General features: G+C 49.0%; 22 protein-coding genes and 1 pseudogene. 11 read left to right on the forward strand and 12 right to left on the reverse strand.

Annotated features, from left to right (window positions below):
- Positions 1-176 precede the first annotated feature (176 nt).
- A complete protein-coding gene (locus B076_RS0101015; RefSeq protein ID WP_028485673.1) occupies positions 177-392 on the reverse strand; it encodes a hypothetical protein in 216 nt (71 codons plus the stop codon).
- A gap of 186 nt (positions 393-578) precedes the next feature.
- Positions 579-1,448: a YicC/YloC family endoribonuclease gene (locus B076_RS0101020; protein WP_028485674.1), complete on the reverse strand. Its 870-nt coding sequence runs from the start codon at positions 1,446-1,448 to the stop codon at positions 579-581.
- Positions 1,449-1,643: 195 nt separating this feature from the next.
- Here B076_RS0101020 and rdgB point away from each other — a divergent pair, with 195 nt between their 5' ends.
- On the forward strand, positions 1,644-2,237 hold the full coding sequence (rdgB, locus tag B076_RS0101025) for an RdgB/HAM1 family non-canonical purine NTP pyrophosphatase (protein ID WP_028485675.1): 594 nt from the start codon (positions 1,644-1,646) through the stop codon (positions 2,235-2,237).
- 84 nt (positions 2,238-2,321) lie between these two features.
- On the opposite strand, the gene B076_RS0101030 is transcribed toward rdgB, so the two are convergent.
- Positions 2,322-3,719 carry an MBL fold metallo-hydrolase RNA specificity domain-containing protein gene (locus B076_RS0101030; RefSeq protein ID WP_028485676.1) on the reverse strand — a complete coding sequence of 466 codons (1,398 nt, stop codon included), beginning with the start codon at positions 3,717-3,719 and terminating at the stop codon, positions 2,322-2,324.
- A 156-nt stretch (positions 3,720-3,875) separates the two neighbouring features.
- Positions 3,876-4,292 carry a hypothetical protein gene (locus B076_RS0101035; protein ID WP_028485677.1) on the reverse strand — a complete coding sequence of 139 codons (417 nt, stop codon included), beginning with the start codon at positions 4,290-4,292 and terminating at the stop codon, positions 3,876-3,878.
- Positions 4,293-4,586: 294 nt separating this feature from the next.
- Between B076_RS0101035 and hemW the strand changes: the two genes are divergently transcribed.
- Together hemW and B076_RS0101045 are read left to right on the forward strand one after the other, a co-directional pair.
- Positions 4,587-5,735 (forward strand): radical SAM family heme chaperone HemW, encoded by a 1,149-nt coding sequence (gene hemW / locus B076_RS0101040; protein ID WP_028485678.1) that lies wholly within the window; start codon positions 4,587-4,589, stop codon positions 5,733-5,735.
- A 107-nt stretch (positions 5,736-5,842) separates the two neighbouring features.
- On the forward strand, positions 5,843-8,149 hold the full coding sequence (locus B076_RS0101045; RefSeq protein WP_028485679.1) for an AsmA family protein: 2,307 nt from the start codon (positions 5,843-5,845) through the stop codon (positions 8,147-8,149).
- 26 nt (positions 8,150-8,175) lie between these two features.
- Here B076_RS0101045 and trmB read toward each other — a convergent pair whose 3' ends face one another.
- Positions 8,176-8,916, reverse strand: a complete 741-nt coding sequence (gene trmB, locus B076_RS0101050; RefSeq protein ID WP_028485680.1) for a tRNA (guanosine(46)-N7)-methyltransferase TrmB — start codon at positions 8,914-8,916, stop codon at positions 8,176-8,178.
- Between the two features lie 74 nt (positions 8,917-8,990).
- Here trmB and mutY point away from each other — a divergent pair, with 74 nt between their 5' ends.
- From mutY to B076_RS11670, 4 genes and pseudogenes are all read left to right on the forward strand, one after another.
- Positions 8,991-10,070 (forward strand): A/G-specific adenine glycosylase, encoded by a 1,080-nt coding sequence (gene mutY / locus B076_RS0101055; protein WP_028485681.1) that lies wholly within the window; start codon positions 8,991-8,993, stop codon positions 10,068-10,070.
- Positions 10,036-10,305: an oxidative damage protection protein gene (locus B076_RS0101060; protein WP_028485682.1), complete on the forward strand. Its 270-nt coding sequence runs from the start codon at positions 10,036-10,038 to the stop codon at positions 10,303-10,305. The genes mutY and B076_RS0101060 overlap by 35 nt, the downstream gene beginning before the upstream one ends.
- A gap of 66 nt (positions 10,306-10,371) precedes the next feature.
- Entirely contained in the window at positions 10,372-11,574 is a 1,203-nt protein-coding gene (locus B076_RS0101065) for an EAL and HDOD domain-containing protein (RefSeq protein WP_028485683.1), read from the forward strand.
- Between the two features lie 114 nt (positions 11,575-11,688).
- Positions 11,689-12,027, forward strand: a pseudogene (locus B076_RS11670) (IS3 family transposase); the annotation flags it as partial.
- Positions 12,028-12,099: 72 nt separating this feature from the next.
- On the opposite strand, the gene hemE reads toward B076_RS11670, so the two are convergent.
- The 5 genes from hemE to trxA form a co-directional block, all read right to left on the reverse strand.
- Positions 12,100-13,164, reverse strand: coding sequence for a uroporphyrinogen decarboxylase (gene hemE, locus B076_RS0101075; protein ID WP_028485684.1), 1,065 nt, complete (start codon positions 13,162-13,164; stop codon positions 12,100-12,102).
- Positions 13,165-13,350: 186 nt separating this feature from the next.
- Complete coding sequence (locus tag B076_RS0101080; protein ID WP_028485685.1) at positions 13,351-14,154, reverse strand: thermonuclease family protein; 804 nt, start codon at positions 14,152-14,154, stop codon at positions 13,351-13,353.
- 235 nt (positions 14,155-14,389) lie between these two features.
- Positions 14,390-14,638 (reverse strand): type B 50S ribosomal protein L31, encoded by a 249-nt coding sequence (locus tag B076_RS0101085; protein WP_028485686.1) that lies wholly within the window; start codon positions 14,636-14,638, stop codon positions 14,390-14,392.
- 175 nt (positions 14,639-14,813) lie between these two features.
- Positions 14,814-16,070 (reverse strand): transcription termination factor Rho, encoded by a 1,257-nt coding sequence (gene rho, locus B076_RS0101090; protein WP_028485687.1) that lies wholly within the window; start codon positions 16,068-16,070, stop codon positions 14,814-14,816.
- Positions 16,071-16,193: 123 nt separating this feature from the next.
- Entirely contained in the window at positions 16,194-16,508 is a 315-nt protein-coding gene (trxA, locus tag B076_RS0101095; RefSeq protein ID WP_038150309.1) for a thioredoxin TrxA, read from the reverse strand.
- Positions 16,509-16,934: 426 nt separating this feature from the next.
- Here trxA and uvrD point away from each other — a divergent pair, with 426 nt between their 5' ends.
- The 4 genes from uvrD (at position 16,935) to B076_RS11680 (ending at position 21,261) form a co-directional block, all read left to right on the forward strand.
- The gene (gene uvrD, locus B076_RS0101100) at positions 16,935-19,184 is read left to right on the forward strand and encodes a DNA helicase II (protein ID WP_028485689.1); all 2,250 of its coding nucleotides are present in this window, start codon (positions 16,935-16,937) and stop codon (positions 19,182-19,184) included.
- 5 nt (positions 19,185-19,189) lie between these two features.
- Positions 19,190-19,819, forward strand: coding sequence for an ABC transporter ATP-binding protein (locus tag B076_RS11675; RefSeq protein WP_084205666.1), 630 nt, complete (start codon positions 19,190-19,192; stop codon positions 19,817-19,819).
- Positions 19,816-20,610, forward strand: coding sequence for an ABC transporter permease (locus B076_RS0101110; protein ID WP_028485690.1), 795 nt, complete (start codon positions 19,816-19,818; stop codon positions 20,608-20,610). Before B076_RS11675 ends, B076_RS0101110 begins: the two co-directional genes overlap by 4 nt.
- Positions 20,611-20,817: 207 nt before the next feature.
- Positions 20,818-21,261, forward strand: a complete 444-nt coding sequence (locus tag B076_RS11680; protein WP_051347086.1) for a rhodanese-like domain-containing protein — start codon at positions 20,818-20,820, stop codon at positions 21,259-21,261.
- Between the two features lie 74 nt (positions 21,262-21,335).
- Here the strand turns inward: B076_RS11680 and B076_RS12870 are convergent, their stop codons facing one another.
- Together B076_RS12870 and B076_RS11690 are read right to left on the reverse strand one after the other, a co-directional pair.
- Entirely contained in the window at positions 21,336-22,643 is a 1,308-nt protein-coding gene (locus B076_RS12870) for a diguanylate cyclase (RefSeq protein ID WP_051347087.1), read from the reverse strand.
- Positions 22,644-22,890: 247 nt separating this feature from the next.
- Positions 22,891-25,785 (reverse strand): methyl-accepting chemotaxis protein, encoded by a 2,895-nt coding sequence (locus B076_RS11690; protein ID WP_038150312.1) that lies wholly within the window; start codon positions 25,783-25,785, stop codon positions 22,891-22,893.
- Positions 25,786-25,930 lie beyond the last annotated feature (145 nt).

Below are 25,930 nucleotides of genomic sequence, written 5' to 3' on the forward strand. Positions count from 1 at the left end.
TAGCTTCTTAACAGAAGTTGACTGAATAGCCAACATTATACCTATTTATCAAATATAAAGGGGCACAGAACGACAGGAGAGGCAGACAATAAAAAACCCAGACAAGCTGGGTTTTTTATTGCAATCGAAATCCAACCACCCCGCCTTTGTCAACAGCAGGGTTAAGGATAGACGATTTAAGAGTTTTTGCTGTAACGGCCGGTTTTGATGTCGCTCCACATCAAATACAAGTTGCCGATCAGGATGAAAGCAGCCGCTGCAATCACACCGAATACACCTACTGCAACCTGGACTGATTGCGGAAGAATGTCTGCCCAAATTCCCAATAGGACAACTAAAGGAATCACCACCGATACGACGATGGTCAATAGCATTTTTGTTAAATTACTCATAGTACTGCGCCTCAGATAATATATTATTGGTTTTATAACACTCGAAACTATACTTTTGTTAAAGTCGAATTTCAAATAAAAATGATTGATTTCAATCAAGAAACTATTTTTTGACGGCATGTTTTGTCGTTGTATTTGAATTTTGTCTTTTTCTGCTCGAACATCGACTCTTTGGATGCGTTCAAATTATTCGATATTCTGCACCTGCTCGCGCATCTGCTCGATCAGAACCTTCAGCTCTACGCTGATTTGTGAAGTGCGGCTGTCGGCCGATTTGGAACCCAGTGTATTGGCTTCTCGATTGAGTTCCTGCATTAAAAAGTCCAATCTCCGGCCGATGGCGCCTTTCGATTCGAGCACATGGCGCACCTCGGTCAGGTGGGTGCGCAGACGATCCAGCTCTTCATGCACATCGAGTTTTTGAGCCAGAATCGCGACCTCCTGATGAAGGCGCATCTCGTCGTATTCTTCCAGTAGAGTGGCAATGCGCTGTTGCAGTTTTTCGGTTTGGGTGGCAATGATTTCCGGCAACAGGCGCTGGGCTTCATTGACGTAATGGTCGATCGCTTCGCAACGCTGCAAAATGATTTCCGCCAGCGCCTGGCCTTCTCTCTGGCGGTGGGCATTAAGAGCGTCGAGGGTTTGCTCTAACCCCGCCATCAGTTCATTCTCTCTTTGCATCACGTCTCCCTCGCCGGCTTGTTCATGACCGAGTACACCGGGCCAGTTGAGCACCTCTAGCGGGTTGATCTGGGTGGCTTCCATCAAGGTTTGCTGCACTTCGCAAATTGCGGCGGATAAGGGTTGCAAGACAGTTTGATTGACTTCGAAAGCCTGATTGGCCTGGTTTTCGTTTAGCTTAAGGCTCACTTCGACCTTGCCGCGATGCAGGGCCTGTTTGATCTGCTCACGTATTTTCATTTCCAGATGACGCTGATTTTCGGGCAATTTGAAATGCGTTTCCAGAAAACGCTGGTTGACCGAACGAATTTCCCAGCTGAAATTTCCCCAGTCTGTGGCGGTTTGGGTGCGTGCAAAAGCGGTCATGCTTTTCATCGGATAGACTCCATCGTCAATATGGCTTGGTTTATAATTATCGCAATTTTAACGCGTATTAATTAAAGGTTACAGCCGAGCTTATGCAGAAGTGTCGTGCCTCATGTTTTTTAGTTGGTATGATCGCAACCAGGCCTGCCGAGATTGTAAAAAGAATGCAAAAAAGAGTTTTGTTTGAATGAAAAGGAACGTTTTATGAAACAGGTTGTTTTGGCAACCGGCAACCCCGGTAAGCTCAAAGAGATGGCGGAGATATTGCAGCCGTTTGGTTGGGGGGTGGCTCCACAGTCTGACTTTTTTGCCGATGAAGCCGAAGAGACCGGATTGAGTTTTATTGAAAATGCAATTTTGAAGGCTCGATTCGCCTGTCGGAAAACGGGCTTGCCCGCGATTGCGGATGATTCGGGCCTTGAAGTCGCGGCATTACAGGGTCGCCCTGGAGTTTATTCAGCACGTTACGCGGGGCCGAATGCCAGTGACGAAGACAATTTACAGAGATTGTTGGTGGATATGGAAAAGGTGCCGCCCAAGCAGCGTCAGGCGAGTTATTATTGTGCGATGGTGTTTTGCCGCCATGCCGACGACCCGACCCCTTTGATTGCTTTGGGACGCTGGAAAGGCGAAATTCTGCATGCCCCTCAAGGTGACGGCGGTTTTGGTTATGACCCGATTTTTTGGGTGCCGCAACTTGAAAGGAGTGCCGCTCAATTAAGCAAACAGCAGAAAAATGCCATCAGTCACCGCGCTCAGGCGTTGCATGCGTTGGTCGAGCAGATTAAAGAGGCTTAAAAGCTGTGGGCGCAAATTAGGCAGGCCTGCCCGGTTTTGTAAAAAATAAGCAGGCCTGTCGATTTGGGGTTTGAGTGAATCACATTAGACCCAAACTTCTTCCGCGTATTCCACAATATGCACGGTTTTATGCAGTTTGTCTTCGATGGCTTGCTTGAACACTTCTTGTTTGTCGCGTTCACCGTGAATCAGAAAGACTTTGCCGAGTTGTTCGAATTCCTGCATCCATTGCAGCATCTCGCTTTGGTCGGCATGGGCTGAAAAGCCGTTGATCATATAAATGTTAGCGCCTACCTTTATTTTTTCGCGATAGATGCGTACCTCTTCAGCTCCGTCGACCAGCAGACGGCCAAACGTTCCTTCCGCTTGGTAGCCGACGAAAAGCACGCTGTTGCGCTCGTTCCATAAGCGGTGTTTGAAGTGATGCAAAATGCGCCCGCCGCTGCACATGCCACTTCCGGCAATGATGATGCAACCGCTCTCCTCATCGTTGATGCGGATCGAGTCTTCGCCGGTGAGGGTGTATTCCAGATAGGGGAAGTCGAACACCGAACCGTCTCGCTGGAAAAGTCGGTTGGCGGATTCATTTAAATCATTGTGATATCGGTTGTAGATTTCGGTGGCGCGTATCGCCATCGGCGAATCCAAATAGACTTTGCACGGGGGGAGTTCCTGATCGTAATACATCTGCTTGAGCAGAACCAGAATCTCCTGGGTACGTTCGATGGCGAAGGATGGAATCATCACATTGCCTTGATTGTTCAAGGTGTCGGTAATGGCCTGTTTAAACTCCTCGATGCTGGCCTCCAGGGTGCGGTGATTGCGATCCCCATAGGTGGACTCGATGTAAAGCGCATCCGCCTTTTTAACAATGTCAGGCGAAGGCATTACCATGTCTTTGCGGTTGCCCAGGTCGCCACTGAAAACCACGGTTTTGGGTTCCCCGTTTTCTTCAAAGTCGACTTGAATGGTGGCCGAACCTAAAATGTGACCCGCATTGCGGAAGGTCGCTTCGACTCCTGGGGAGAGTGTGATCGAGTGATCGTAATCGGCATACTGTATATTCAGGTCAAACACCGAACGCACATCGTCGATGGTGTAAAGCGGCTCTTTGACTTTATCTTCTTCACCGCGCCTTTGTGCTTTTTTTAGTTCGGTTTTATGGTCTTCTTCGGCAATTTTGGCGCTGTCGAGCATGACCACTTCGGCCAGTTCCATCGTCGAACGCAGTGCGATGATTCGTCCGTCAAACCCCTCTTTGACGAGTTTGGGAATACGCCCGACATGGTCAAGGTGAGCATGGGTGATGAGCAGAATATCCACCTTTTGAGGGTCAAAGCCAAAATCGTCGGCCGAACGTTTTTCGGCGCTGCCCTGAAACATTCCGCAGTCAATGAGGATTTGAGGACCTTGCTTGAGTTGCAAAAAATGGCAGGAACCGGTAACGGTTTCGGCGGCGCCAAAAGATTGAATAGGAGTCATGGTGGTTTTCCTTGAGTTGTCAGTGCTTAAGCGACGTTGAATCTGAATATAGCATGAGTGCCCGATTCAAGTCTTGAGCCTAATCAAGCCTGAAAGCGATTTTGTGAATGCGCTTTAGGGTTGGTTGTTGAAGGTTGAATAATCGTTTTAGTTTATTCACTGATGGGCCAACGTAACGGTGACGCCTTTATTGGAGATCAAGTAGTCACGTCCCATGCCGCTGTTGGCCATGGTGCCTTTGATATTGTGCTGTCCGCGAACCACTTGTCCAACGCGGATTCTTTGGCCGTTTTTGATGCAGTTGATCGGCATCAGATCATATTCATAACGTAAACGCTTCGGGTTTAAAAAAGCCGTGCCTTGAGCCGTGCAGCCTTTTGCCGGCCCTTGAACAATTTCCAGCTTAACCGCTTGGGGGCTGGAGGCGGGTATGGCACCTTGAACTGGCGTAAGCAATACCGCACGGGTAGGTTCGGCATAAGCCGGAAAGGACAAGCTAAAGGTTAAGGCCAGAAGGCCGGAAAGAGTCGAAATGGACAGGTGTACAAAAGGGAAACGCTGTGATTTTGGCATAATTGAGCCCTCCTTGTTGGGTTGAACGCAAAGCCGTGGGCAGATGAAGGTTTTCATGCGCCATTTTGTTGGCTTTCATCAATTGATGCACGCTATCAGTATCCTCTTTAAAGCTTGTCAATATCAACAAAAACAGATATTTAATCTAATGATCAAAGGATAAGTAAAAGTGATGATTGTCTGAATTCGAGTGCCGTGCCTGATGCTTTCAGGTTAAAATGAGGCCGGCTTGAATATGGGCGCATCGATTTTGGCCATACCAGGCCTGCCGGTTTTCAAAATGAAGAGAGTTTTGTGAATTTTACCCAACCTATTCCATTGAGTTTATATGTGCACTATCCCTGGTGTGTGCAGAAATGTCCCTATTGCGACTTCAATTCCCATACTTTGAAAGCCCAGGCTGATGAGTCCGCTTATATTGAGGCCTTAATCAAACAGTTGGAGCTGACTTTGCCGCATATTTGGGGGCGTCCGATTCGCTCCATCTTTTTTGGCGGAGGCACCCCAAGCCTGATTTCAGAAGCGGGTTTGAACCGGTTTTTATCTCAAGCCCGCGCACTGCTGGGGTTTGGGCCTGAGATTGAAGTGACGCTGGAGGCCAATCCCGGGACGGTGGATTTTCAAAAATTCGCCGGGTTTCGTGAGGCCGGGATAAACCGACTGTCGATGGGCATTCAGAGTTTTGACGATGAAAAGTTGCAGGCTCTGGGACGTATTCACAGCTCCAAAGAAGCGTGTCTGGCGATTGATGCGGCGCGTCATGCCGGGTTTGATAACTTCAATCTGGACTTGATGTTTGCCCTGCCTGGCCAGACGCTTGAACAAGCCGTGGCCGATGTGGAAATGGCGCTGGGATTTGAGCCTCCCCATCTGTCACATTATCAGTTGACCTTGGAACCGAATACGCCTTTCTATAAACAGCCTCCGGTGTTGCCCGACGAGGATCTCGCCTGGGAAATGCAACAGGCCTGTCAGTTGCGTCTGGCTGAAAGCGGATATCAGCATTATGAGGTCTCCGCTTACACCCAGCCTAACCGTAACTGTCAGCACAATCTCAATTATTGGCAGTTTGGCGATTACATCGGTTTGGGAGCAGGGGCGCACGGCAAAATCACTGATCCGCCCCAGGGGCAGATATGGCGCACGCAAATGCCCGCTTCCCCAGGGGCTTATATTGAAGAGATGAAAACGGCCAGACCGGGACGAACCCACCAGCTTGATAAGCAGGATGCGGTGTTTGAATTTATGCTTAACGCCTTGCGCCTGCAGGATGGTTTCGATTTATCGCTGTTTACCGCCCGAACCGGTTTGCCATTGACGGAGTTGAGACCGCAGTTGACTGAAATGCAAACCAAAAACTGGGCAAAAATAGACAATAACCGTTTGTGTTTAACGTCTTTAGGGCAACAATATTTGAATGATGTGGTAGGGTTGTTTCTATAATTTTTCATGGACTGGAGCACAGCGATTTGTGTCTCTTGGCAACCGGGTTTGGCAAAATGGATCGTGCTGCAGTAAGGTACGATTCCAATCAGCATTAGGAGTGTTTGATGACATTGAATTCCGCTCAGCTTTTTAAATGGTCTAATCGGCTGATTTTGGTGGGGGCGATTGTGCCGCTTCTGCTTTTTCTTGGATTTGCGGCCGCCATCAGTTTTATAGACTTCAATCAGTATAAACCGCAAATCGAGAGTGAGGTGCAGCAGCGTAGCGGTCATGAGTTGCACATTGAAGGCGCCATTGAGGTGTCGGTGTTTCCGTTTGCTTTCAGTGTTGGAGAGTTGGCTTTAAAGAACAAGGCCAGCTTTGCGGAGAAGTTTGGTCAGGAAAACCTGTTGTCGGTTAAGCAGATGCGGGTTGAGGTTTCATTGTGGGACCTGTTTATCAACAAGCAGCTGAGCGTGGTGGGGTTGGAGTTGATTGACCCCAAACTGGTCTTGTTGAGAGGTCAGGAAGCCGCAAATTGGGAAGCCGTGGCTCGACTTATTCCTCTTTTTTCAAAAGAAGAGGCGGGTGTTAGCCGTCGCTATGCAAATGCAAGCCTGGAAGATCTGGATTTGTTCATGCGTCGGGTCTCGGCTATTGCCGCGCCAAAGGATGAGGCAATAGAGGCTGATTCTGTGGTGACCAATGCGTTAGAGGATCGGCTTTCTGACAAAGCCGAAGAGCTGGCCGATCCTTCCGGTTTAAACGGGGCAGACGTTACGGATAACCCAGAGGTTACAGCGCCAAATGCTTCCGACGATTTGGCTTTGCAGTGGCATTTTGAGAGTGTGATCATTAAAAATGGCCATTTTGAATTGCAGGATGCGGTGGTGAATCATCAGGCGGTGGTCTCAAGCCTCAACCTGTTGGCATTTGACGTCACCCTGGGCAAGCCGTTTCAGGTGCGCACCGATTTTGCCTATCGCAATACCCTTAAAGCCAGACACTACGAATTCGATTTGAGTGCCGATTTGGATGTGAGTAAAGATCTGTCTCTTTGGCAGGTCAGTGATTGGCAGGGCGCCTTTAAACTTAAACTGCCGGAAGCTCAAAAGGTTCCGGAAATGCGTTTGGTAACCGAAGGTAAACGTTTTAGTTTGAACCTGCTTGAAGACCAGATTCAAGTCACCGATGTGCAATTGAAAGCGCTGGGCTCTCAAGTGACCACCTCGTTTTCCGGTTTTTATGGGGAGCAGGCCAATTTGTATGGCGTGGTGGATGTCGAGGGTGTGAATGTCCAGAACTGGGGGCGTCATTTGGGTGTGCAAATGCCCGACTTCGTCAATGAAAAGGCTCTGACTGAGATCAAGGGTCAGCTTAATTGGGCGTTGGAATCAGGTACTTTGAATGTCAGTGACATGATGCTCAGTTGGGATGAGTCGACCCTTAAGGGCACCTTGTGGCGTAAGTCCGAGCCCCAAGTGAGTTACGCCTACGATTTTACGATTGATCGCTTGAACCTGGATGATTACCGGGCCCGTTTTAAAGACGATGCGCCAATGCAAAAGAAAGATGCGGGAACTCTGGCTGACGAACCAAAGCCAGCCGAGGGTAAGTCTGTTGATTTGGGGAGGATGGAGTCGACTTATTTGCCTTTAGCCGTTCCGATCTCCACTTTGAGAGAGTTGAACGCAGACGGCAAGCTTCAAATCGCAAGCCTGACAGCTTGGGGAGTGACGGCTCAGTCAGTGGAGATGGAGTTGAAGGCGGGCCAAGGCAAGCTGCAGTTGGCGCCGTTTGATGCCGAACTTTATCAAGGTCGGTTGACTTCCAAGCTTGAATTGGATGTAAATGGCAAGACACCAAGCTACCGCTGGCAAGGGAAAACGCAACAGGTTCAGGTGGGTGAGCTGTTGCAGGCCGGTTGGCAAACCCGTCCATTAGGCGGGGCTTTGGAAAGCCATTTTGATTTGAACACTTTAGGCAGCAATGCTTCCGTGCTCAAGCAAAATCTGCTGGGTGAATTGAACCTTTCCGTTACCGATGGGGCCTTTTATGGCGTAGACCTGGATCGATTGTTGGCCGGCCAAGCCGTGGCCGAAGGCGATAGCACCGCATTTAAGTCCATGGAAATCAAGGGGCCGATCAAGCAAGGGGTTTTTAACATTCAGAAGATGGGAGTCGACAGCCAACGTTTCAGTGCCACGGGGTTCGGATCATTGGATTTGAATCAGGGGCGCATCGATACACAAATGAAAGTGCTTGTATCCAATCCTATCAAGGCGTTGAGACACCTAAAGGGCATGAAGGTGCCGGTGCGTTATCGCGGGCCTTTGGATCAGGCGGTTTGGAGTGTAAACCTGCAAGCCTTATTGGCGGAACCGGGTAACCAGAAGAAACTGGTGGCTCAGCTTAAGGCCCTATTGCAGTAGAGGCTTTGTGAATCAGGTGGTGCTGTCTAATCGTGGTCTATTTTCTCGAAAATAAGATCCCAAACGCCGTGCCCCAGACGTTGACCGCGCTGTTCGAATTTGGTCAAAGGTCGGTAGTCAGGGCGTGGCGTATATTGGCCGTCTGGCTGGGTGTTACGAAAATCGGGCGCCGCGTTCATCACTTCCATCATGTGCTCGGCGTAGTCTTCCCAGTCGGTCGCCATGTGGAAGTGGCCACCGGTTTTTAGATGGCTGGCGATGGTTTTGGCAAATTCCGCCTGCACAATGCGGCGTTTATTGTGGCGTTTTTTGTGCCAAGGATCTGGAAAAAACAGGTACACGCCGTCTAAGGAATTTTTTGGGATGCGTTTTTCCAGAACTTCAATGGCATCGTGATTGAATATGCGGATGTTGGTTAGGCCCTTTTCTTCAATCAATTTCAGCAGAGCCCCTACGCCGGGACGATGCACTTCAATGCCGATGTAGTTTTGCTGAGGATTGGCCTCGGCCATTTCCGCCAGACTTTTCCCCATGCCGAAACCGATTTCAACAATGGTGGGTGCTTCTCGTCCAAACAGCGTTTTCATGTCCAGCAATTCATCGCTTATTTCCAGACCGAATTTTGGCCAGTTGTTTTCCATGGCGCGTTGTTGTGATTGCGACATGCGTCCCTGACGCAACACAAAGCTTTTAATGCGACGTGGTTTGTCGTCAATCTTTGCGGTGTTGGATTCGATATTGGATTCGTGCTGTGTCTGATCTGTCATGGCAGGGAATTTTGAATGGGTTGAAATAGAAATTCGGTATAGTATACCGTATCTTTAAAAACACAAGTTTGAATATGCCTTCATTCTCTCAACGACTGCTCGAATGGTTTGACGAACATGGACGTCATGACCTTCCTTGGCAGCAAGACATCACCCCTTATCGGGTTTGGGTTTCGGAAATCATGCTGCAACAGACCCAAGTGAAAACCGTGATTCCCTATTATCAGCGTTTCATGCAACGTTTTTCGAGTCTGGTCGACTTGGCGCAGGCGTCTCAGGATGAGGTACTGAGTTATTGGTCTGGACTGGGATATTATGCGCGCGGTCGGAATTTGCATAAGGCGGCGCAAATCATCCAACAAGATTTCGATGGTGTTTTCCCGAATCGTTTTGAAGACATTGTGGCCTTGCCCGGTATCGGTCGTTCAACCGCCGGAGCAATTTTGGCGATTGCCCATAAACAACGTTATCCGATTTTGGACGGCAATGTGAAGCGGGTATTGAGTCGCTATTTGGCGGTGGAAGGCTGGCCGGGTGATAAGAAAATCGAAAATGCACTGTGGTTGGAGGCGGAATCCCTGACCCCCATGCAGCGTTTTGACGACTATACTCAGGCCATCATGGATTTGGGGGCGACGTTGTGTACCCGATCCCAGCCAGGATGCAATCGATGTCCCCTTGCGCAAGCTTGTCAGGCTTTGTCTCAGGATCGGGTCAGTGATTTTCCGTTTTCCAAGCCCAAGAAAGACAAGCCGGTCAGGCAGGCGAGTCTGCTGATGTTGTTAAATAAAAAACGCCAAGTCTGGCTTGAACAGCGCCCCTCCCAAGGCATTTGGGGAGGCCTGTGGAGTTTGCCGCAGTTTACCTGCGCAGAGGCGCTGGAAGAGGAATTGAAGGCTTCAATGCAAACAGGTGTTGGTTGGCAACAGAGTTTGGTAAAATGGGAATCATTCCGTCACACCTTTAGTCATTACCACCTGGAGATTGAACCGGTTAAAGTGGCTCAGGTGCAAGAGGCACCCGCAGAATGGCAGGGACAGTGGCATAACCTTACGCAGGCCGATAATTTGGGTCTGCCAGCCCCGGTGAAACGTTTACTGGGCCAATTGGAGAAAGAATATGTCAAGAATGGTGAAATGCTTAAAAATGGGTGAAGAGCTGGAAGGCTTGGATTTTGCTCCATTTCCTGGAGAGTTGGGTCAGAAAGTCTATGACAACATCTCTAAGGAAGCGTGGAAGCAGTGGCTGGCACAGCAAACCATCTTAATCAACGAATACCGCTTGTCGAGCCTGGACCCTAAAGCACGCAGTTTTCTTCAGGAAGAGATGCAGAAGTTTCTGTTCAATGATGAAGATTTGGATATGCCCGAAGAGTTTAAGGCGATCTAATATAACCTGGTACGATTAAATTCAAAGCCTGTTGAAGTGAATGTGATTTTATAAAGAGATGTACTTATGGCGGAATTGTTGGATGTGTTTGTAGGGCGCCAGCCCATCTTTGACAAGGAGATGCAGCTTTTCGCCTATGAATTGCTTTTCCGCGGAAACCAGCAGGATAATCATGCCGTCATCTTGGGAGGCGACAGCGCCTCTGCTCAGGTTATGCTCAACGCCTTTGGCGACATCGGTCTGCAAGATGTGGTGGGGGAACACAAGGCTTTCATCAATTTCACCGAAGGGCTTTTGAACCCGGAGTACCAATCCTTTTTTCCGCGCAAACACATCGTGATTGAGGTTCTGGAAGACGTCAAGGTCACTCCACAGCTGATTCATTCTTTGAAGCAGTTGCGTGATAAAGGTTTCACTATTGCTTTGGACGATTATGTATTCAATCCTGAACTTGAGGTGTTGGAAGACTTTGCCGACATCATCAAGGTGGATATCATGGAGGTGGGTGCCAAGGCTTTGATTCAGCATACCGCGAAGCTGAAAGCCAAGGGCATTCGTCTGCTGGCCGAGAAAGTTGAAACCAGCAATCAGTTTGAATACTGCAAAAAGTTGGGTTTCGATTATTTTCAGGGTTATTTCTTCGCCAAGCCGAAGATCATTCAGGGCAAACGTCTGCCTACCAATCAGCTTAGCGTGGTGAACTTGTTGTCCAGTGTTTACGATCCGGATATTGATATGCGCAAGCTATCGGAACTGATCAGCCGAGACGTGACGCTGAGTCAGAAGTTGCTCAAGTTCGCTTCGGGTACCAGTCGTGGCAATCATGCCGTGACCTCGATTCATGATGCAGTCATGCGTTTTGGTCTGGAGCGTTTGAAAAGTTGGACCAGCATGCTGGTGCTTTCTGGCGTTGATGACAAACCGATAGAACTGTTTAAAACCGCGCTTACCCGAGCGAAGTTTTGCGAACTGGTCGGTGCCAAAATTCGAGATTACTCGATTGATACCTATTTTACGGTGGGTTTGTTTTCGAGTTTGGATGCGGTCATGGACAGCGATATGGGTGAGCTATTGGACAAATTGAGTCTGTCAGACGAGGTTAAAAATGCTTTGCTTAATTTTGAGGGCAGCTTAGGTAAGACCATGAAAGCGGTCTGCGGCATTGAGCATGGCTTGACCGATTTCGACCCGCCGGGAGAACTCAGTGCGACCGAAATGTCGAGTTTGTATCTGCAGGCCATGCAGTTTGCGGAAAGTGTTGAAATGTAATCGTCATCGGCTTACAAAGTCGGCTAAACAAAAAAAGCCCGCATTTAATGATGCGGGCTTTTTTTATGGATGTTGTCCCGTCCTGAAATAGGTTGACACATTGGAGACCTATCCATGGACATTCCGCATAGAAAAAGAACCCAACGTGATTACACTCTAGGCTTTAAATTATCCGTTGTAGAACAAGTAGAAAAAGGCACGTTTACCTACAAGCAAGCTCAAAAACATTACGGCATCCAAGGCCGTAGTACTGTATTAACCTGGTTGAGAAAACATGGTAATCTGGACTGGACAAAACTCCATAAGGAACCGACCGTGTCAAAACCCCAATCCAAGACTGCCCCCGAAACCCCAGCACAAGCCATCAAACGTCTAGAGCGCCAGCTATCAGACGAACAGCTCAAAAATAGCATTCTAAATGAAATGGTCGATCTTCTGGATAGTCAGTACGGAACGCAGTGTCCCGTCCTAAAATACGTTGACGGTTTTAGGACGGGACAATGCTTTAATGGCCGTTAAAAGCTTTTACTTATGATATTGAGGGCTCAACTCGACCACGGCATTAATGAAGGCGCCGGCATGCTCCGGATTGACTTCAGGGTGGATGCCGTGCCCCAGGTTGAATATATGTCCCGTGCCTTTTCCGTATTTGGCGAGGATGGTGGCGACCTCTTCACGAATGCGTTCCGGCTTGGCATAGAGGATACTCGGATCCATATTGCCTTGCAGGGCGACCTGGTCACCTACTCGGGCGCGGGCTTCGTCAATATCCGTGGTCCAGTCCAAACCTAGAGCGTCGGCTCCGGTAGCGGTCATTTTCTCAAGCCACTGGCCACCGCCTTTGGTGAACAGGATCACCGGCACTTTACGGCCTTCGTTTTCACGCTTCAGGCCATCGACGATCTTGTGCATGTAACGCAATGAAAATTCTTGATAGTCGCGTGGTGTCAGGACGCCGCCCCAGGTATCGAAAATCTGCACGGCTTGGGCGCCGGATTCGATTTGTGCATTCAGGTAAGCGATGACCGAATCGGCCAATACATCCAGAATATGGTGCAAAGTGGCTGGCTCGTCATACATCATGGCCTTGATTTTAGCGTAAGTCTTGCTGGAACCGCCTTCTACCATGTAGGTCGCCAGCGTCCACGGGCTACCGGAAAAACCGATCAAGGGCACACGACCGTTCAGGTTTTTGCGGATGGTGCTCACGGCGTCCATTACATAACCCAGATCCGATCCCATATCCGGAACAAACAGTTTCTTGGCATCCGCCAGGGTGCGAACCGGTTTATCGAAAACCGGACCTTCACCTGTTTCAAAACGCAGTCCCAATCCCATGGCATCTGGAATCGTCAGGATGTCGGAAAACAGGATTGCCGCGTCCAAAGGAAAGCGTTCCAGCGGCTGCAGGGTCACTTCACAGGCCAATTCTTTATTGCGGCACAAATCCATGAAAGAGCCGGCCTGTTTGCGTGTAGCACGATATTCTGGCAGGTAACGACCCGCTTGACGCATCATCCATACCGGGGTGCGGTCAACAGGCTCTTTAAGAAGGGCACGTAAAAAGCGGTCGTTTTGAAGTTCTGCCATGGAAGTTCCTTTGTTGCATTGAGCGCGATTCAACGTCTTGGGTGTCGGCACGCGTCATCGCTTATGAATTTTGTTTGAATTTGAAACAGTTAAGCCGGTTATTTTAACGGAAATGAGTGGCTGCGGGTATAAAAAATACCAGGCCTGTTCATTTTCAACAGGCCTGGTTTCTTACCCCGTTTGAGGTTAACGGTTAAGGGGGTTCAGCAGGTCGATGGCATTGGGGTGGTCGATTACAACAAACATCGCGCCCTTATACAGAAAGCCTGCACCGCGCACCTCAATCTCTTTGCCTTCCAGTTTCTGCAGGCTGGTGTAGTCGAATTGATCCCAGTGACGTTTGGGGACTCGAATCCCGGTGGTATCCAAGTTGACGATGTAATTGGTGCTGGATTTGTCGACCTTTTCCACCTTGCCGCGAATAATGCGAAAACCGTCATCGTCACGGCGCAACTCGGTGCTGTTGACAATCGGGTAGTGTAATTCGGGATATTTTTCAGCCAGATCCCAAAGCTGGTAACCTTTGTTACGGGCCTCTTGTTCAGCCTGGAAATAACAGCGCTCATGCAGGCTGTTTTGATTGCTGGTAAAGGCCAGAGCATAGCCGTTCTCCAACATCGCCTTTTGCACATTGGTGCCGTCTCTGAGAAAGAGGTGTGCCAACTGACGGTTGAACTTATCCACTTTGGTGGCATCGTATTCAACCCCAACCTCCTGGTTATTATTGGCCAACAGTTTGTTCAAAAAAGTTTGGGCCTCTTTCGCCAGGGGTTGGCCGGGAGTGTTGAATTTTTGTTTGCGGGGTATTTGCGGAGCCTGGATGCCAATCAAACGGAAGCGGCCATCTTGGATGATGACGGTGTCACCGCTTTGAGCATAAGTCGCCTTGACCCAAATCAAATCGCTTTGGGGCGCGCAGTCATCCGCATGGGCTGTCACCCCCCCCGCAAACCAGCCGGTCAGTAAAATTAATATAAATCGAATGTTCATGGCTGAAATTGTACTGCCTTTTTCTTTAAAAATAAAAACGCCCTTTCAGGAACCTTATGGAATCGAATGAAAAGTTGGGATTGCCAGCGGCTTGATTTAAAGCAATTACAAGGCCAGCTAGTGCACAGAGTGATGGGAGTGGGAAATTTTAGATATAAAAAAAGCGCTGCATTCAAACCCGTTTAGGCTTGAATAACAGCGCTTGCTTGAAAAGCGTACTTTACTGGAAAGTGGCTTATCGACGTGCGTATTTTTGTTTGAACTTCTCAACACGCCCTTCAGTATCCACAAGTGTTTGCTTACCTGTGTAGAAAGGGTGAGAAGCGCTAGAAACTTCAACACGAACTAGCGGATATTCTTTACCGTCTAAAGTAATTGTATCGCCAGAAGTTTTTTCAATGGTAGAACGAGTCAAAAATGTTTCGCCAGTAGAAATGTCCTGGAAAACGACTTCGTTATATTCTGGATGAATGTCTGCTTGCATGATGACGGTCCATTAATTAGTTTTTCAAAAAAAGTGAATTATAGTGATAAAAATATAAATTGCAAATTTCTTTTCAGGTTTATTTTCGGTTTCTGATTGAATTTACTGCAAAAAATTATTAAATCACCCTGGCTGGAGGGGCCTATAAGGGCCTTCTCATTGCCGAAGAGGATTTTTAGCGTTTCATCGCACTGAACAAGTCGCCATTGGTTTTCGTGACCTTCATCTGGTCGATCAAGGTTTCGATGGCCTCGACCTCGTTCATTGACTGTAAGAAACGTCGTAAAATCCAGATGTTTTGTAACTCATCTGGAGTGGTTAACAACTCTTCTTTACGCGTACCGGACTTCTCTAGGTTGATGGCCGGGAAGACGCGTTTCTCAGCAATGCTGCGTGACAGGTGCAGTTCCATGTTACCGGTTCCTTTGAATTCCTCAAAGATCACTTCGTCCATTTTAGAGCCGGTATCGACCAGTGCGGTGGCGATAATGGTCAAAGAACCGCCTTCTTCGATATTACGCGCCGCACCGAAGAAACGTTTCGGACGGTGCAGGGCGTTGGCATCGACCCCCCCGGAAAGGATTTTACCGGATGCCGGTGTCACGGTGTTGTAGGCACGAGCCAAACGGGTAATGGAATCCAGAAGGATCACGACGTCAGTTTTATGTTCAACCAGGCGTTTGGCCTTTTCGATGACCATTTCCGCAACCTGAACGTGGCGAGTAGCAGGTTCATCAAAGGTTGATGAAATGACTTCACCGCGAACGGTGCGTTGCATTTCGGTCACTTCTTCCGGACGCTCATCAATCAATAGGACAATCAAGTAAGCATCAGGATAGTTTTCGGCGATGGATTGCGCCATCTGTTGCAAAATTACGGTTTTACCGGATTTTGGCGGTGCCACAATCAGACCACGTTGCCCTTTACCGAAAGGCGCTGCAATGTCGATAATACGCGGTGTGATGTCTTCGGTGCTGCCATTGCCCACTTCCATTTTCATGCGTTCATCGGCATGCAGTGGCGTCAGGTTTTCAAAGGCGATTTTTTTACGCGCGACTTCCGGTTCTTCAAAGTTGATTTTCTCGACCTTCAAAAGCGCAAAGTAACGTTCGTTGTCTTTTGGCGGACGGATTTTACCTTGGATGGTATCCCCTTTGCGCAATCCGAAACGGCGGATTTGGCTTGGAGAAACATAGAGGTCATCCGGTCCGGCCAGGTAGGAACCGTCTGCGGTTCTTAGAAAGCCAAAGCCATCAGGCAATATTTCAAGCACCCCATTACCGTAGATGTCCTCACCCTTTTTGGCATGGGCTTTGAGAATCGCGAAAATGATGTCCTGTTTGCGCAGGCGTGCCACGTTGTCGAGCCCCATGGTGGCGGCAAGGTCAACTAAAGAGGATACGGATTGTTGTTTTAGATCGGTTAAATTCATAGTGTAATCTGGGTCGTTATTGTATTGAGTGAGGGTTATTCAAAGGAGTTGGGCGATGGTAAAACGGAAAGGGGGTTGGGTAGTGAAACTAAGCACCCTGAAACGTTCAGGGTGCCGAAAATCTTACAGGTTTCCGTCTAGGAAAGTGCAAAGTTGAGATTTTGATAGGGCGCCAACTTGGGTCGCATCAACTTCACCGTTTTTGAAAAGCATCAAAGTCGGAATGCCGCGCACGCCGTATTTTGGTGGCGTGGCCGGGTTTTCGTCAATGTTCAATTTGGCGACTTTTACTTTGCCGTCGTATTCACCGGCGATCTCGTCTAGGATTGGGGCAATCATTTTACAAGGACCACACCACTCAGCCCAAAAGTCGACTAGAACCGGAATGTCGGATTGCAGTACTTCAGCTTCAAAATTCGCATCGCTGGTTGAAATCATGTTTTAACTCCTAAATAAAAAATTTAATTCTATACGAGTAGGCTTAATCGTGCCCTGTTACTCAAAAATATGTCTGAGCAATCTTGCAGAGTTCACGTTAGATTCGTATGGAAATTTTCTGAATCGATGATGGATGTCCATATTTTAAAATCGAGCTTTAAAAAAGGAATGAGCATCCAATAAATGTATATTGAAATTTTAGAATTGACTAATTATTACATTAACGCAAAACAAATTGCAAGGAGTTATTTGGGATAGTTTCGGATTTTGCAAGGTGAAAGGGATCGAAAATTGCGGTTTTGCTTGTTTTGCCCGCCAAAAAAAACTCAAATTAGCGTACGATATGTGCCATTAAACAGGTTTTGCCGAATGGCGGAGATTTTGTAAGAAGCGGCGTGGTGGCGTCGCCTGAAAACGATGGACTTTATGGATATTTCCTACATATTAAATGATTTGAATGATGCTCAGCGGGAAGCGGTGACCGTAGAGGATCAGCATGCATTGATTTTAGCGGGTGCCGGCAGTGGAAAAACTCGTGTTCTGGTGCATCGCATTGCATGGCTGACTGAAGTCATGGGTTTTTCCGCCTATAACATTCTGGCGGTGACCTTTACCAATAAAGCCTCCAGCGAGATGCGCGGGCGGATTGAAAACCTGATTGGACAGCAGGCACAGGGCTTGACCATGGGCACCTTTCACGGCATCGCCTATCGCTTGTTGCGCCAGCATTATCAGGAAGTCGGCTTGCCGCAGAACTTTCAAATACTGGATTCTGACGATCAGAAGCGGGTCATTAAACGTTTGCTTAAAAGTTTGGACTTGGATGAGGCGCAATGGCCGCATCGCCAGGTGCAGTCCTTTATCAACAGCGAAAAGGAAGAGGGCCGGCGTCCGCAGCATATCGATCCCGGTCACAATCCGTTTGTCGCCAAGATGGTTCAGATCTATGCCGCTTATGAGGAGCAGTGCAAACGTTCCGGTTTGGTCGATTTTGCCGAGTTGCTGTTGCGCGCCCATGAGCTTTGGTTGAAACATCCCGCGGTATTAGCGCATTATCAGGCACGTTTTAAACACATTCTGGTTGATGAGTTTCAGGATACGAACTCTCTGCAGTACGCGTGGCTACGGGTTTTAGCAGGTGGCACGGGTAAACTGTTTGTGGTCGGTGACGATGACCAGTCGATTTATGGATGGCGCGGTGCCAAGGTTGAGAATATCCGCCAGTTCGATGAAGATTTCGCTAATGTCAAAATGGTGCGGCTGGAACAGAATTACCGTTCCACCGGCACTATTCTTAAAGCCGCAAATGCGCTGATTGCGCACAATGAGACGCGCATGGGCAAGCAGTTATGGAGTGCCGGTGAGGAAGGCTCACCAATTCGCATCTATGAGGCGTTTAACGACCTGGACGAGGCGAATTATGTCTGTAATCAGATACAGGCTTGGTGCGATCAGGGCGGTTCACGCAGTGATATTGCCGTGCTTTATCGCTCCAATGCCCAGTCTCGAGTCATGGAGCAGGGGTTGATGCATGCACAGATCCCCTATCGGGTCTATGGCGGCCTGCGTTTCTACGATCGCGCCGAAATCAAGGATGTCTTGAGCTACCTGCGTTTGTTGGCCAATCGCGATGACGATGCGGCTTTTGAGCGGGTTTACAATCACCCGCCGCGTGGTATCGGCCAAAAAACCGCCGACGGCATCCGTGATGTGGCACGTGATCAGCAGATATCAATGTGGCAAGCTGCCCGTAAAATGGTCGATCAGGGTCTGACGGCGCGTGCTAAAACCGCAGTCAATGGATTTTTAAGTCTTATTGAAGGTTTGGCTCTAAGCAGTGCCGATTTGGATTTGCAGGATCAGGTGATGCAGGTGATTTCGCGTTCCGGCTTGCAGGCGCATTTTGAAAAAGACCAGTCCGAACAGGGTCAAAGCCGCCTTGAGAATATTGATGAATTGATCAATGCGGTCAGTCAGTTCAAAAGTACCCCGCCCCAAGAAGCGGTAGCCGGAATTGAATCTGAAGAGCAGGCCAATCAAGCTGCTGCAGGCGTGACGATCGGCACCCAAACCGAATACGCCAATCCCTTGTCGGAATTTTTGGCGCAGGCCGCATTGGAGGCCGGCGAGCAACAGGCCGATGCGTGGGAATCTTCGGTACAGCTGATGACGTTGCATGCGGCCAAGGGGTTGGAATTCCCGCTGGTGTTTATGATTGGTGTGGAAGAAGGGCTGTTTCCGTCTCAGCAGTCTCTGGAAGATCCCTCTCGTCTTGAGGAGGAGCGGCGCCTCGCTTATGTTGGGGTGACACGAGCGGAACAGCAGTTGATCATCACGTTTGCCAACCGGCGGCGTCTGCACGGTTCGGAGTTTTATCCGACGCCGTCGCGTTTTATTAAGGAGATTCCGGCGGAGTGTGTCGATTTCGTCCGCCTTTCCGGTTCGGTAAGGCCGACGTCGGAAGGAGCCATGAATACCAGTTTGAATGCGGCTTTAGCGGCAGAAAATCAAAGCGGTTATCAGATTGGAGATCGCGTTATTCACGCCAAGTTTGGCGAAGGCATTGTGCTTTCTATTCAAGGCAGTGGCGATCATGCCAGTGTGAATGTGCATTTTGATGAGGTCGGTTCCAAGTGGTTGGTAATGGCCTATGCCAAATTAGAGAAATGCGGATAGGGCCGATGGTATTGCAAGTCAATCAGCTCAAAGCGAAAGGGATGCGCCAAGCGGTGAGCTTTAGCGTGCCTGCGGAGCAGTTGGTGTTGTTGTACGGCGTTTCGGGTACCGGTAAATCGGTATTGATGCGTGCCTTGGCAGACCTGATTGTCCATGAAGGTGAAGTGCTTCTGGACGGAGTTGAGCAGAGAGGGCTGTGTCCAGAGAACTGGCGCAGGCAGGTGATGTACTTTTCGGCGGAAACCGCCTGGTGGCGAGAGACGGTCGAAGAGCACTTCGAAACGCTGCCGTCGGCGGAAACATTGCATAAACTCGGATTGGATAACGATTATCTGAAACGTTCGGTCAATAGCCTGTCTAGCGGCGAGAAACAGCGACTGGCTTTGCTGCGTGGTTTGCTTTACGAACCGCGGGTGTTGTTGCTGGATGAGATCACCGCCAACTTGGATTTTGACAGCGCTTTAGATGTCGAGAAAATGGTGTTGGATTATAGTCGTCAACATCAGGCTGGCGTTTTGTGGGTCAGTCATGACCAGGCACAGCAGAAGCGACTGGCCGACTCTGAATGGCTCTGGGATATCGAAGATTTGTACGCGGGCAGGCCTGCTGAAAATTCAGGAGGAGTCGCCGAATGATCTATTTAAGTTACTGGGATCTGGCCACTCTTTCTGTATTGGTTATCTTGTTGGGTGGGCTTTTGTGGCTTAATGGCTTTACCCATGTCAAGCAATATTGGTGGGCCAATGTGCGCATGGTGGCGCAGTTGCTGTTGATGGGCGTGTGGTTGAGCTGGGTTTTTTATGCCGAAAACTGGGTATGGGTCGCTCTGGTTGGTTTGGTGATGTTGCTGGCGGCGGCCTATGAAATTGCTAAACGTCAACATTATCGTTTCCACAAAGGTTTCAGTGTGTGGATCGGACTGTTTTCCATCTCCATGACGTCTTTGTTATTGCTGGTGGGCGTTTTGACGGTGGTGATCGAGCCGCAGCCCTGGTATCAGGCACAGTACGCGATTCCGTTATTAGGCATGCTGTTGGGCAACAGCATGACCGCCATCGGCTTGGGATTGGATACGCTTACGCGCAACAGCGTGCAACTCAAAGCGCAGGTCGAAGCTCAGCTGGCGCTGGGTAAAACCGCCAAGCAGTCGATGCAGTTTATCCGTGAACAAAGCCTGCACACCGCAATGATGCCGGTGATCAATATGTTGGTGGCCGCCGGAATTATCTCCTTGCCGGGCATGATGACCGGCCAGATTTTGGCCGGTACGGATCCTTCCGAGGCGGTTAAGTACCAAATTATGGTGATGTTTCTGGTGGCCACTTCCACCGGTTTGGGTACCTTGATTGCGATTTATGTCGGCTGCCGCAGGCTGTTTGATGCCCGCCAAAGACTTGATCTGGAGCAGCTCTACAAAGCCAAATAAGCATTTGGATGGGCCTTGCAGTGAGACACTAAAAACTTCCAAAAAAGGCGTTGGTCTGCTGTTTTTACGCTCCTTTTTGTTCTGAAAAGGGGCAATCCTTTCTAAAATAACGACTTGTTATTAAACGAATTTGTCATTAAAACCTTATATTTTGAGCAGTTGAATTGTGCTAGGCTAATTCTGTCTCACCATAAGGAGGAAAGACCGATGCCATTACGTTTAAAAGAACTGGTTACGCAAGCCAAAGCCAATATCAAAGAGGTCAACTGTAAAGAAGCGCAGGACCTTTTTAAATGCGGATCCTATAAGCCGCTTGATGTCAGGGAGCCGGCCGAGTATTTGGATGGAACCATTCCGATGTCGTTACACGTTCCACGCGGCATGCTTGAGCCCATGTGCGATACCCAGTACGCTTGCCATAAGGGCGAATTGTCCGATTTGGAACAGGGCTGGGTGGTGTTTTGCCTGTCTGGCGGACGCGGTGCTTTGGCGGTTGATACCATGAGGAAAATGGGTTACACCAATGTGGTCAACCTGGCCGGCGGTTTCAATGCGTGGAAAGAGTTTGGTGGTGAAGTCAGTGTGCCGCCCATTGAAAACGGCTTAATGCGCTGCGATCACCCTTGGAATCCCGGTTTTCAAACGGCGTGAATTTCACGCTTAAGCGTTGTTAAACTCGAATTTAATGATTGTTTGAAAACAAGCAGGCCTGGTTAAGATTGCTCTCATTGACCGGGCTCACCCAAAGCCAGACGGTGTTGTGTTTTTGGGGTGAAAGTTTTGCTGGTGGTGATGCGGTTGCGGCCGGCATGTTTGGACTCGTAGAGGGCGTTGTCCGCACGATGAATCAGTTCGGAAGTGCTTTCCGCTGCTTCAATGCAGGCCAATCCAGCGCTTAGGGTAACCTGGCCGATGCGTGGAAAATCAAACGCCTCTACTTGTTTTCTGAAGTTTTCCGCTTGCTCTTCGGCCTTTTCTAATTCGCAGTCTTCCAGTATCACAATAAACTCTTCGCCACCCCAGCGGCCGATGCGGCATTTGTATTTAAAGTGCTGTTGCAGCAGATTGGAAAAGGCTTGCAGAACCTTGTCGCCGGTATGGTGTCCAAAGGTGTCATTGATGTTTTTAAAGTTATCCAGATCAATCAGTAGCGCGCAGTAAGTGGCTTGGTTTTTGGTGAAAGTCTCTTGCTGCTCTTCCAGGAACCGTTCGACTTTGAGGCGGTTGCACAGTTGGGTGAGCGGGTCGGTGGTGGACAGTTTTTCAAGCATGCTGTTACGTTGCAGCAGGCTTTCTTGAGTTTTAATCAATTCGTGTGTGCGTGACTGCACTTCACGCTCTAGGCTGTCATTGGTTTGCATGAGGCGTTGATTGATGTTGCTGAAACGGCGCGCCATCATAATCGAAAAAACCATACTCGACCCAATCAGCAACGCCGCAACAATGACAAAAGTCTGCATCAGTTGATCGATCTTCAAGCGAGCCTGGTTGATCGCATTTTGAATTTCCGTTGATTGGTAAAGTGAAAACTCTTTAACTTTTTGGTTGAAGGTATTCAGGTCGTCAATCAAGCCGGAAAACATCAGTTTTTTGGCCGCATCCACTTCATCATTGATCGCCAATTCCGCGACCTTGTCTTGTGTGGGGCCAACCTTGCTGGCCATGGCAGTGATTTCCATGAACCAAGCACGTTCAAATTCATTGTTGGCCACTAAGGGAGCCAGTTGGTCACGGTATTTGGCATAGCTGACGCCATTTGCATAAAAATTCAATAAAGCTTGATCTTGCTCAAAAGGATCTTCATGCAATAAGACCTGTTCCAGATCCACGGTGCGTTTCTGTCCGGCAATGTGCAGATTGATGAGATTATGCAGTTTTTGATACTGTGTTTCGGTGACTTCGGCGGTACTGTCGAGCGTGGTTTGAGTGATTCTGTCGGCCGTCAGCAACAGGACGCTGACCAGGGTGAGCGTTAAGAAAAAAGCAATCAGAATAATGCTGTTGTTGGGAATGGCAATGAAGGGTTTGGGCATTATCGGTAATTGCTGTAATTGAATGCTTAAGTTACTAACTTTACAGCAAAAATTGCGTAATGGTCAAGCAAACATTGGGTTAGATTTTGAAAAAAAACACGAGAAAAACAATAATTAACGAATGGGAATAGGTGAGCAAAAGCTTAGCCTTGTTGATAGCATTCCAGACAGGCCTGCTTGTTTTGTGAAAGAGGGGTGGGCGCATCGTTTGCAGGATGCGCCGGATTGGAAAAGGAATGAAAGTCGACTATTTCAGGCGACGTTTCAGCTGAAACGCACTCACTGCATTTTGCAGACGCTGTGCAGAATCGATCAGTGTCTCGGTGGTGGCGGTGGTCTCTTCCACCAGTGCAGCGTTTTGCTGAGTGGTGCTGTCGATTTGGGTGATCGCCTTGTTGACTTCATCCACCCCGTGAGACTGTTCTTCGGAAGCGCGTGACACTTCGTTGACGATGTCGAGCATTTTTTGCGTCTCCGAAGTGACTTCCCCTAAAGAATTGCCAACTTTTCCAACTTGTTCGACGCCGACATCGATGGCACTGGAGGTCTGCTCGATCAAGCTGCCGATCTCTTTGGCCGCTTCGGCTGACTTGGCGGCCAGATTGCGTACCTCACCGGCAACTACGGCGAATCCGCGGCCGTGTTCACCGGCACGCGCCGCTTCCACCGCCGCATTCAAAGCCAGGAGGTTGGTTTGGAAAGCGATGGAATCGATTAAGCCGGTAATCTCCTTAATTTTGTTGGAGGCGGTTTGAATGTTGCTCATCGATTCTTTGGTGTCTTGCATGATGCCATTGGCTTCGGTCAGCAAGCCGCTTTGCGAGGTGGCGATTTGTCGCGCCGTTTGAGTGTTTTCCAGATTGCTGCGTATTTGCGCAGTGGTCTGTTCCATGGCCGCTGAGGTCTCTTCCAAAGAGGCCGCTTGTTCCTGAGTGCGTTGGTTGAGGTTTTGCGTGCCTTCGGCCACCGTTTCAACCCCTTCGCGCACCTGAAAGGCCACATCGGTGACTTGGGTCAAGGTATCGGTTAAACCGTTGATGCTGTTGTTGATGGCTTCCTTGGCGTCGGCGATGGCATATTCATACTCTTGGCTGATGGTTTGAGTGAAGTCACCCTGCGCCATGCGTTTGGCGGCTTGCACGATATCGGAGAAGCCGGATTCTAGCGTTTCTAAAGACTGGTTGATGGTGTTTTGCAGCATCAGGATATTGCCTTTGGAAAGCGTTTGGATACGTTCGTCGAATTTCCCACGTGCCGCGTACCCCATGATCTGGTTGATTTCCGCAAAGGCCACAGATAGGCTGTGCATCGCCGAGGTGCAATCCTCAATGACTTGGTAATAGGCGCCTTGCAGGTTGTTTGTATGTTCCTTGTCAAAGTTGCCGTCTTTCAAATCCTGCATGACTTCGGAAATATTGTCGAAGGTTGCTTTCAAGCCTTGGCTGGACTGGTTGACACGTTCTTTAAGCATGCCGAAATCGGATTGCAGCGGGAAAGTGATCTCATTCTCGAGTCGTCCGGCGACAATCTCTTCGAGTGCGCTGTTGACTTCGGAGATGACCACTTGCGTGAGCATCGCCTGACGGTTATAGGCCAGAGCCATCTGTTTGATTTCATCGTTGCCGTAGCTGTGCACTCGGGTGAACAGGTCGGAATCGTTGACGGCCTGCTCCATGGTGTTGCGGGTGTTGCGTATTGGTTGGATGATAAGAACCCACAGCAGAACGGTGACCAGAAGCAGCATAATGAGCATACTCAACAGGATGCCGTAAGTGGTGCTTTCCGCAACGGCAAATTGCTTGTCGATTAAGGCCTGATAGTCTTGGATGTCTTCGGTGACGATGTGATAGCCGATCAGAGTTTGGTCAAAATCATAGACAGGCTGTGCAAAATGGAAATGTGTGGCAGTGGTCAAAAAGCCTTGTTTGAAGAGTGTGTTCAAATCCAGCTTTCTCAGCAATTCAATCTGCTGGCCGGATTTTTCCATAGAGAATTGCTTATTGTGTCCTACCACCCATTTTTTGTCGTTGGAGACGGGAATGTTTTCGGCGTTTTTGGCGCGAAAAGCATCACCGGACAGAGCATATTCAGTAGATACGGCAAGAAGGTACTGCAAATTCTGCACCGCAAAATCACGGCGAATCGATCCCAGACCTTGGATGAATTCAACCGCCCCCTGATATTGACCGTTCTCGATCAGAGGGACAATCGATTTGATATTGAACCCGGCCGAGCTCACGGCAAAGACCACCATCGGTTTCTGTTCCTTGGCCATGGCTTGCAGATAGCTGCGTCCGGAAAGATCGCTGATGCTCTGCTTTTCGGCGGGTTTCCACGATTTATAGAATGATTGCAGATTCTCGTTGGTGAAGTGTAGTTTGATGTTCTGCAGGTCCGACAGTTGGCGGTAATGACCGCCAATATTGGCTAGATTGTTGGCCAGCTCAGCCTGGTCTTCGCTTGAAGCAGCCGTGCGAATCGATTGCGAAAACGTCAGGCCTACTGCATTGGTCAGGCCGATTTCGGACTTTTTGGTCATCAGTTTATTCAGGCTGGTGGACAGAAGTTTGGAGTGGTTTTCGGCCGCATGTAATTCGATATTGGACTTAACATGCTGTTCATAAGCAAAGGCGCCGAGCATCATCAGTGCGGCAATGGCCACCATAGTGCCCAATACTTTCTGACTAAGCGAGGCTTTGTGCAAACCCAGCAATGAATAGAGGCGGTGTTTGCTCTTGCTGACCCATTCGCCGTTATAGAAAAGTATGCTGCCCTGTGCCATCTGCTGGTAAGCGCGTGCGGCCTTTTCAATGCGTTTGGGGTCATCAATCAGGCGTTTGACTGAGGTGTAGCCCTGATATTCGCCGTTTTCGAAAATCGGCTGAATCGCCATTTCTACCCAAAAGGTGTCGCCGTTCTTTTTTACCTCCTGAATGTCGAAACTCAGGGTGCGGTTATGGTGACACTCATCGCGGATGGTCTCTTGCACCGCTTTGGGGGTGCCTTGGGCTCTGAGTATCTGGGTGGGCTGTCCAATGATTTCTGCGTCGGCGTAACCAAGCCATTCCTGGTATTCACTGTTGATGTATAAGATATTGGCATTCTTGTCGACCTTGGTGACAAAGCGCAGATTTTTATTCATAGTCAAACATTCCACTGATAATTTTAGGGTTTTGTACAAAGGCTGTAAGCTGTTTTCTAGCTTTTGTATCAGTGCAATACTATAGCCCGAACGGAGGATGAATGCCATGCCTTACAGGCAATAAGGTCATAAAAATTAAGATTTT

Origin of the sequence: Thiomicrorhabdus chilensis DSM 12352, from assembly GCF_000483485.1 — a bacterium.
Lineage (GTDB): Bacteria > Pseudomonadota > Gammaproteobacteria > Thiomicrospirales > Thiomicrospiraceae > Thiomicrorhabdus > Thiomicrorhabdus chilensis.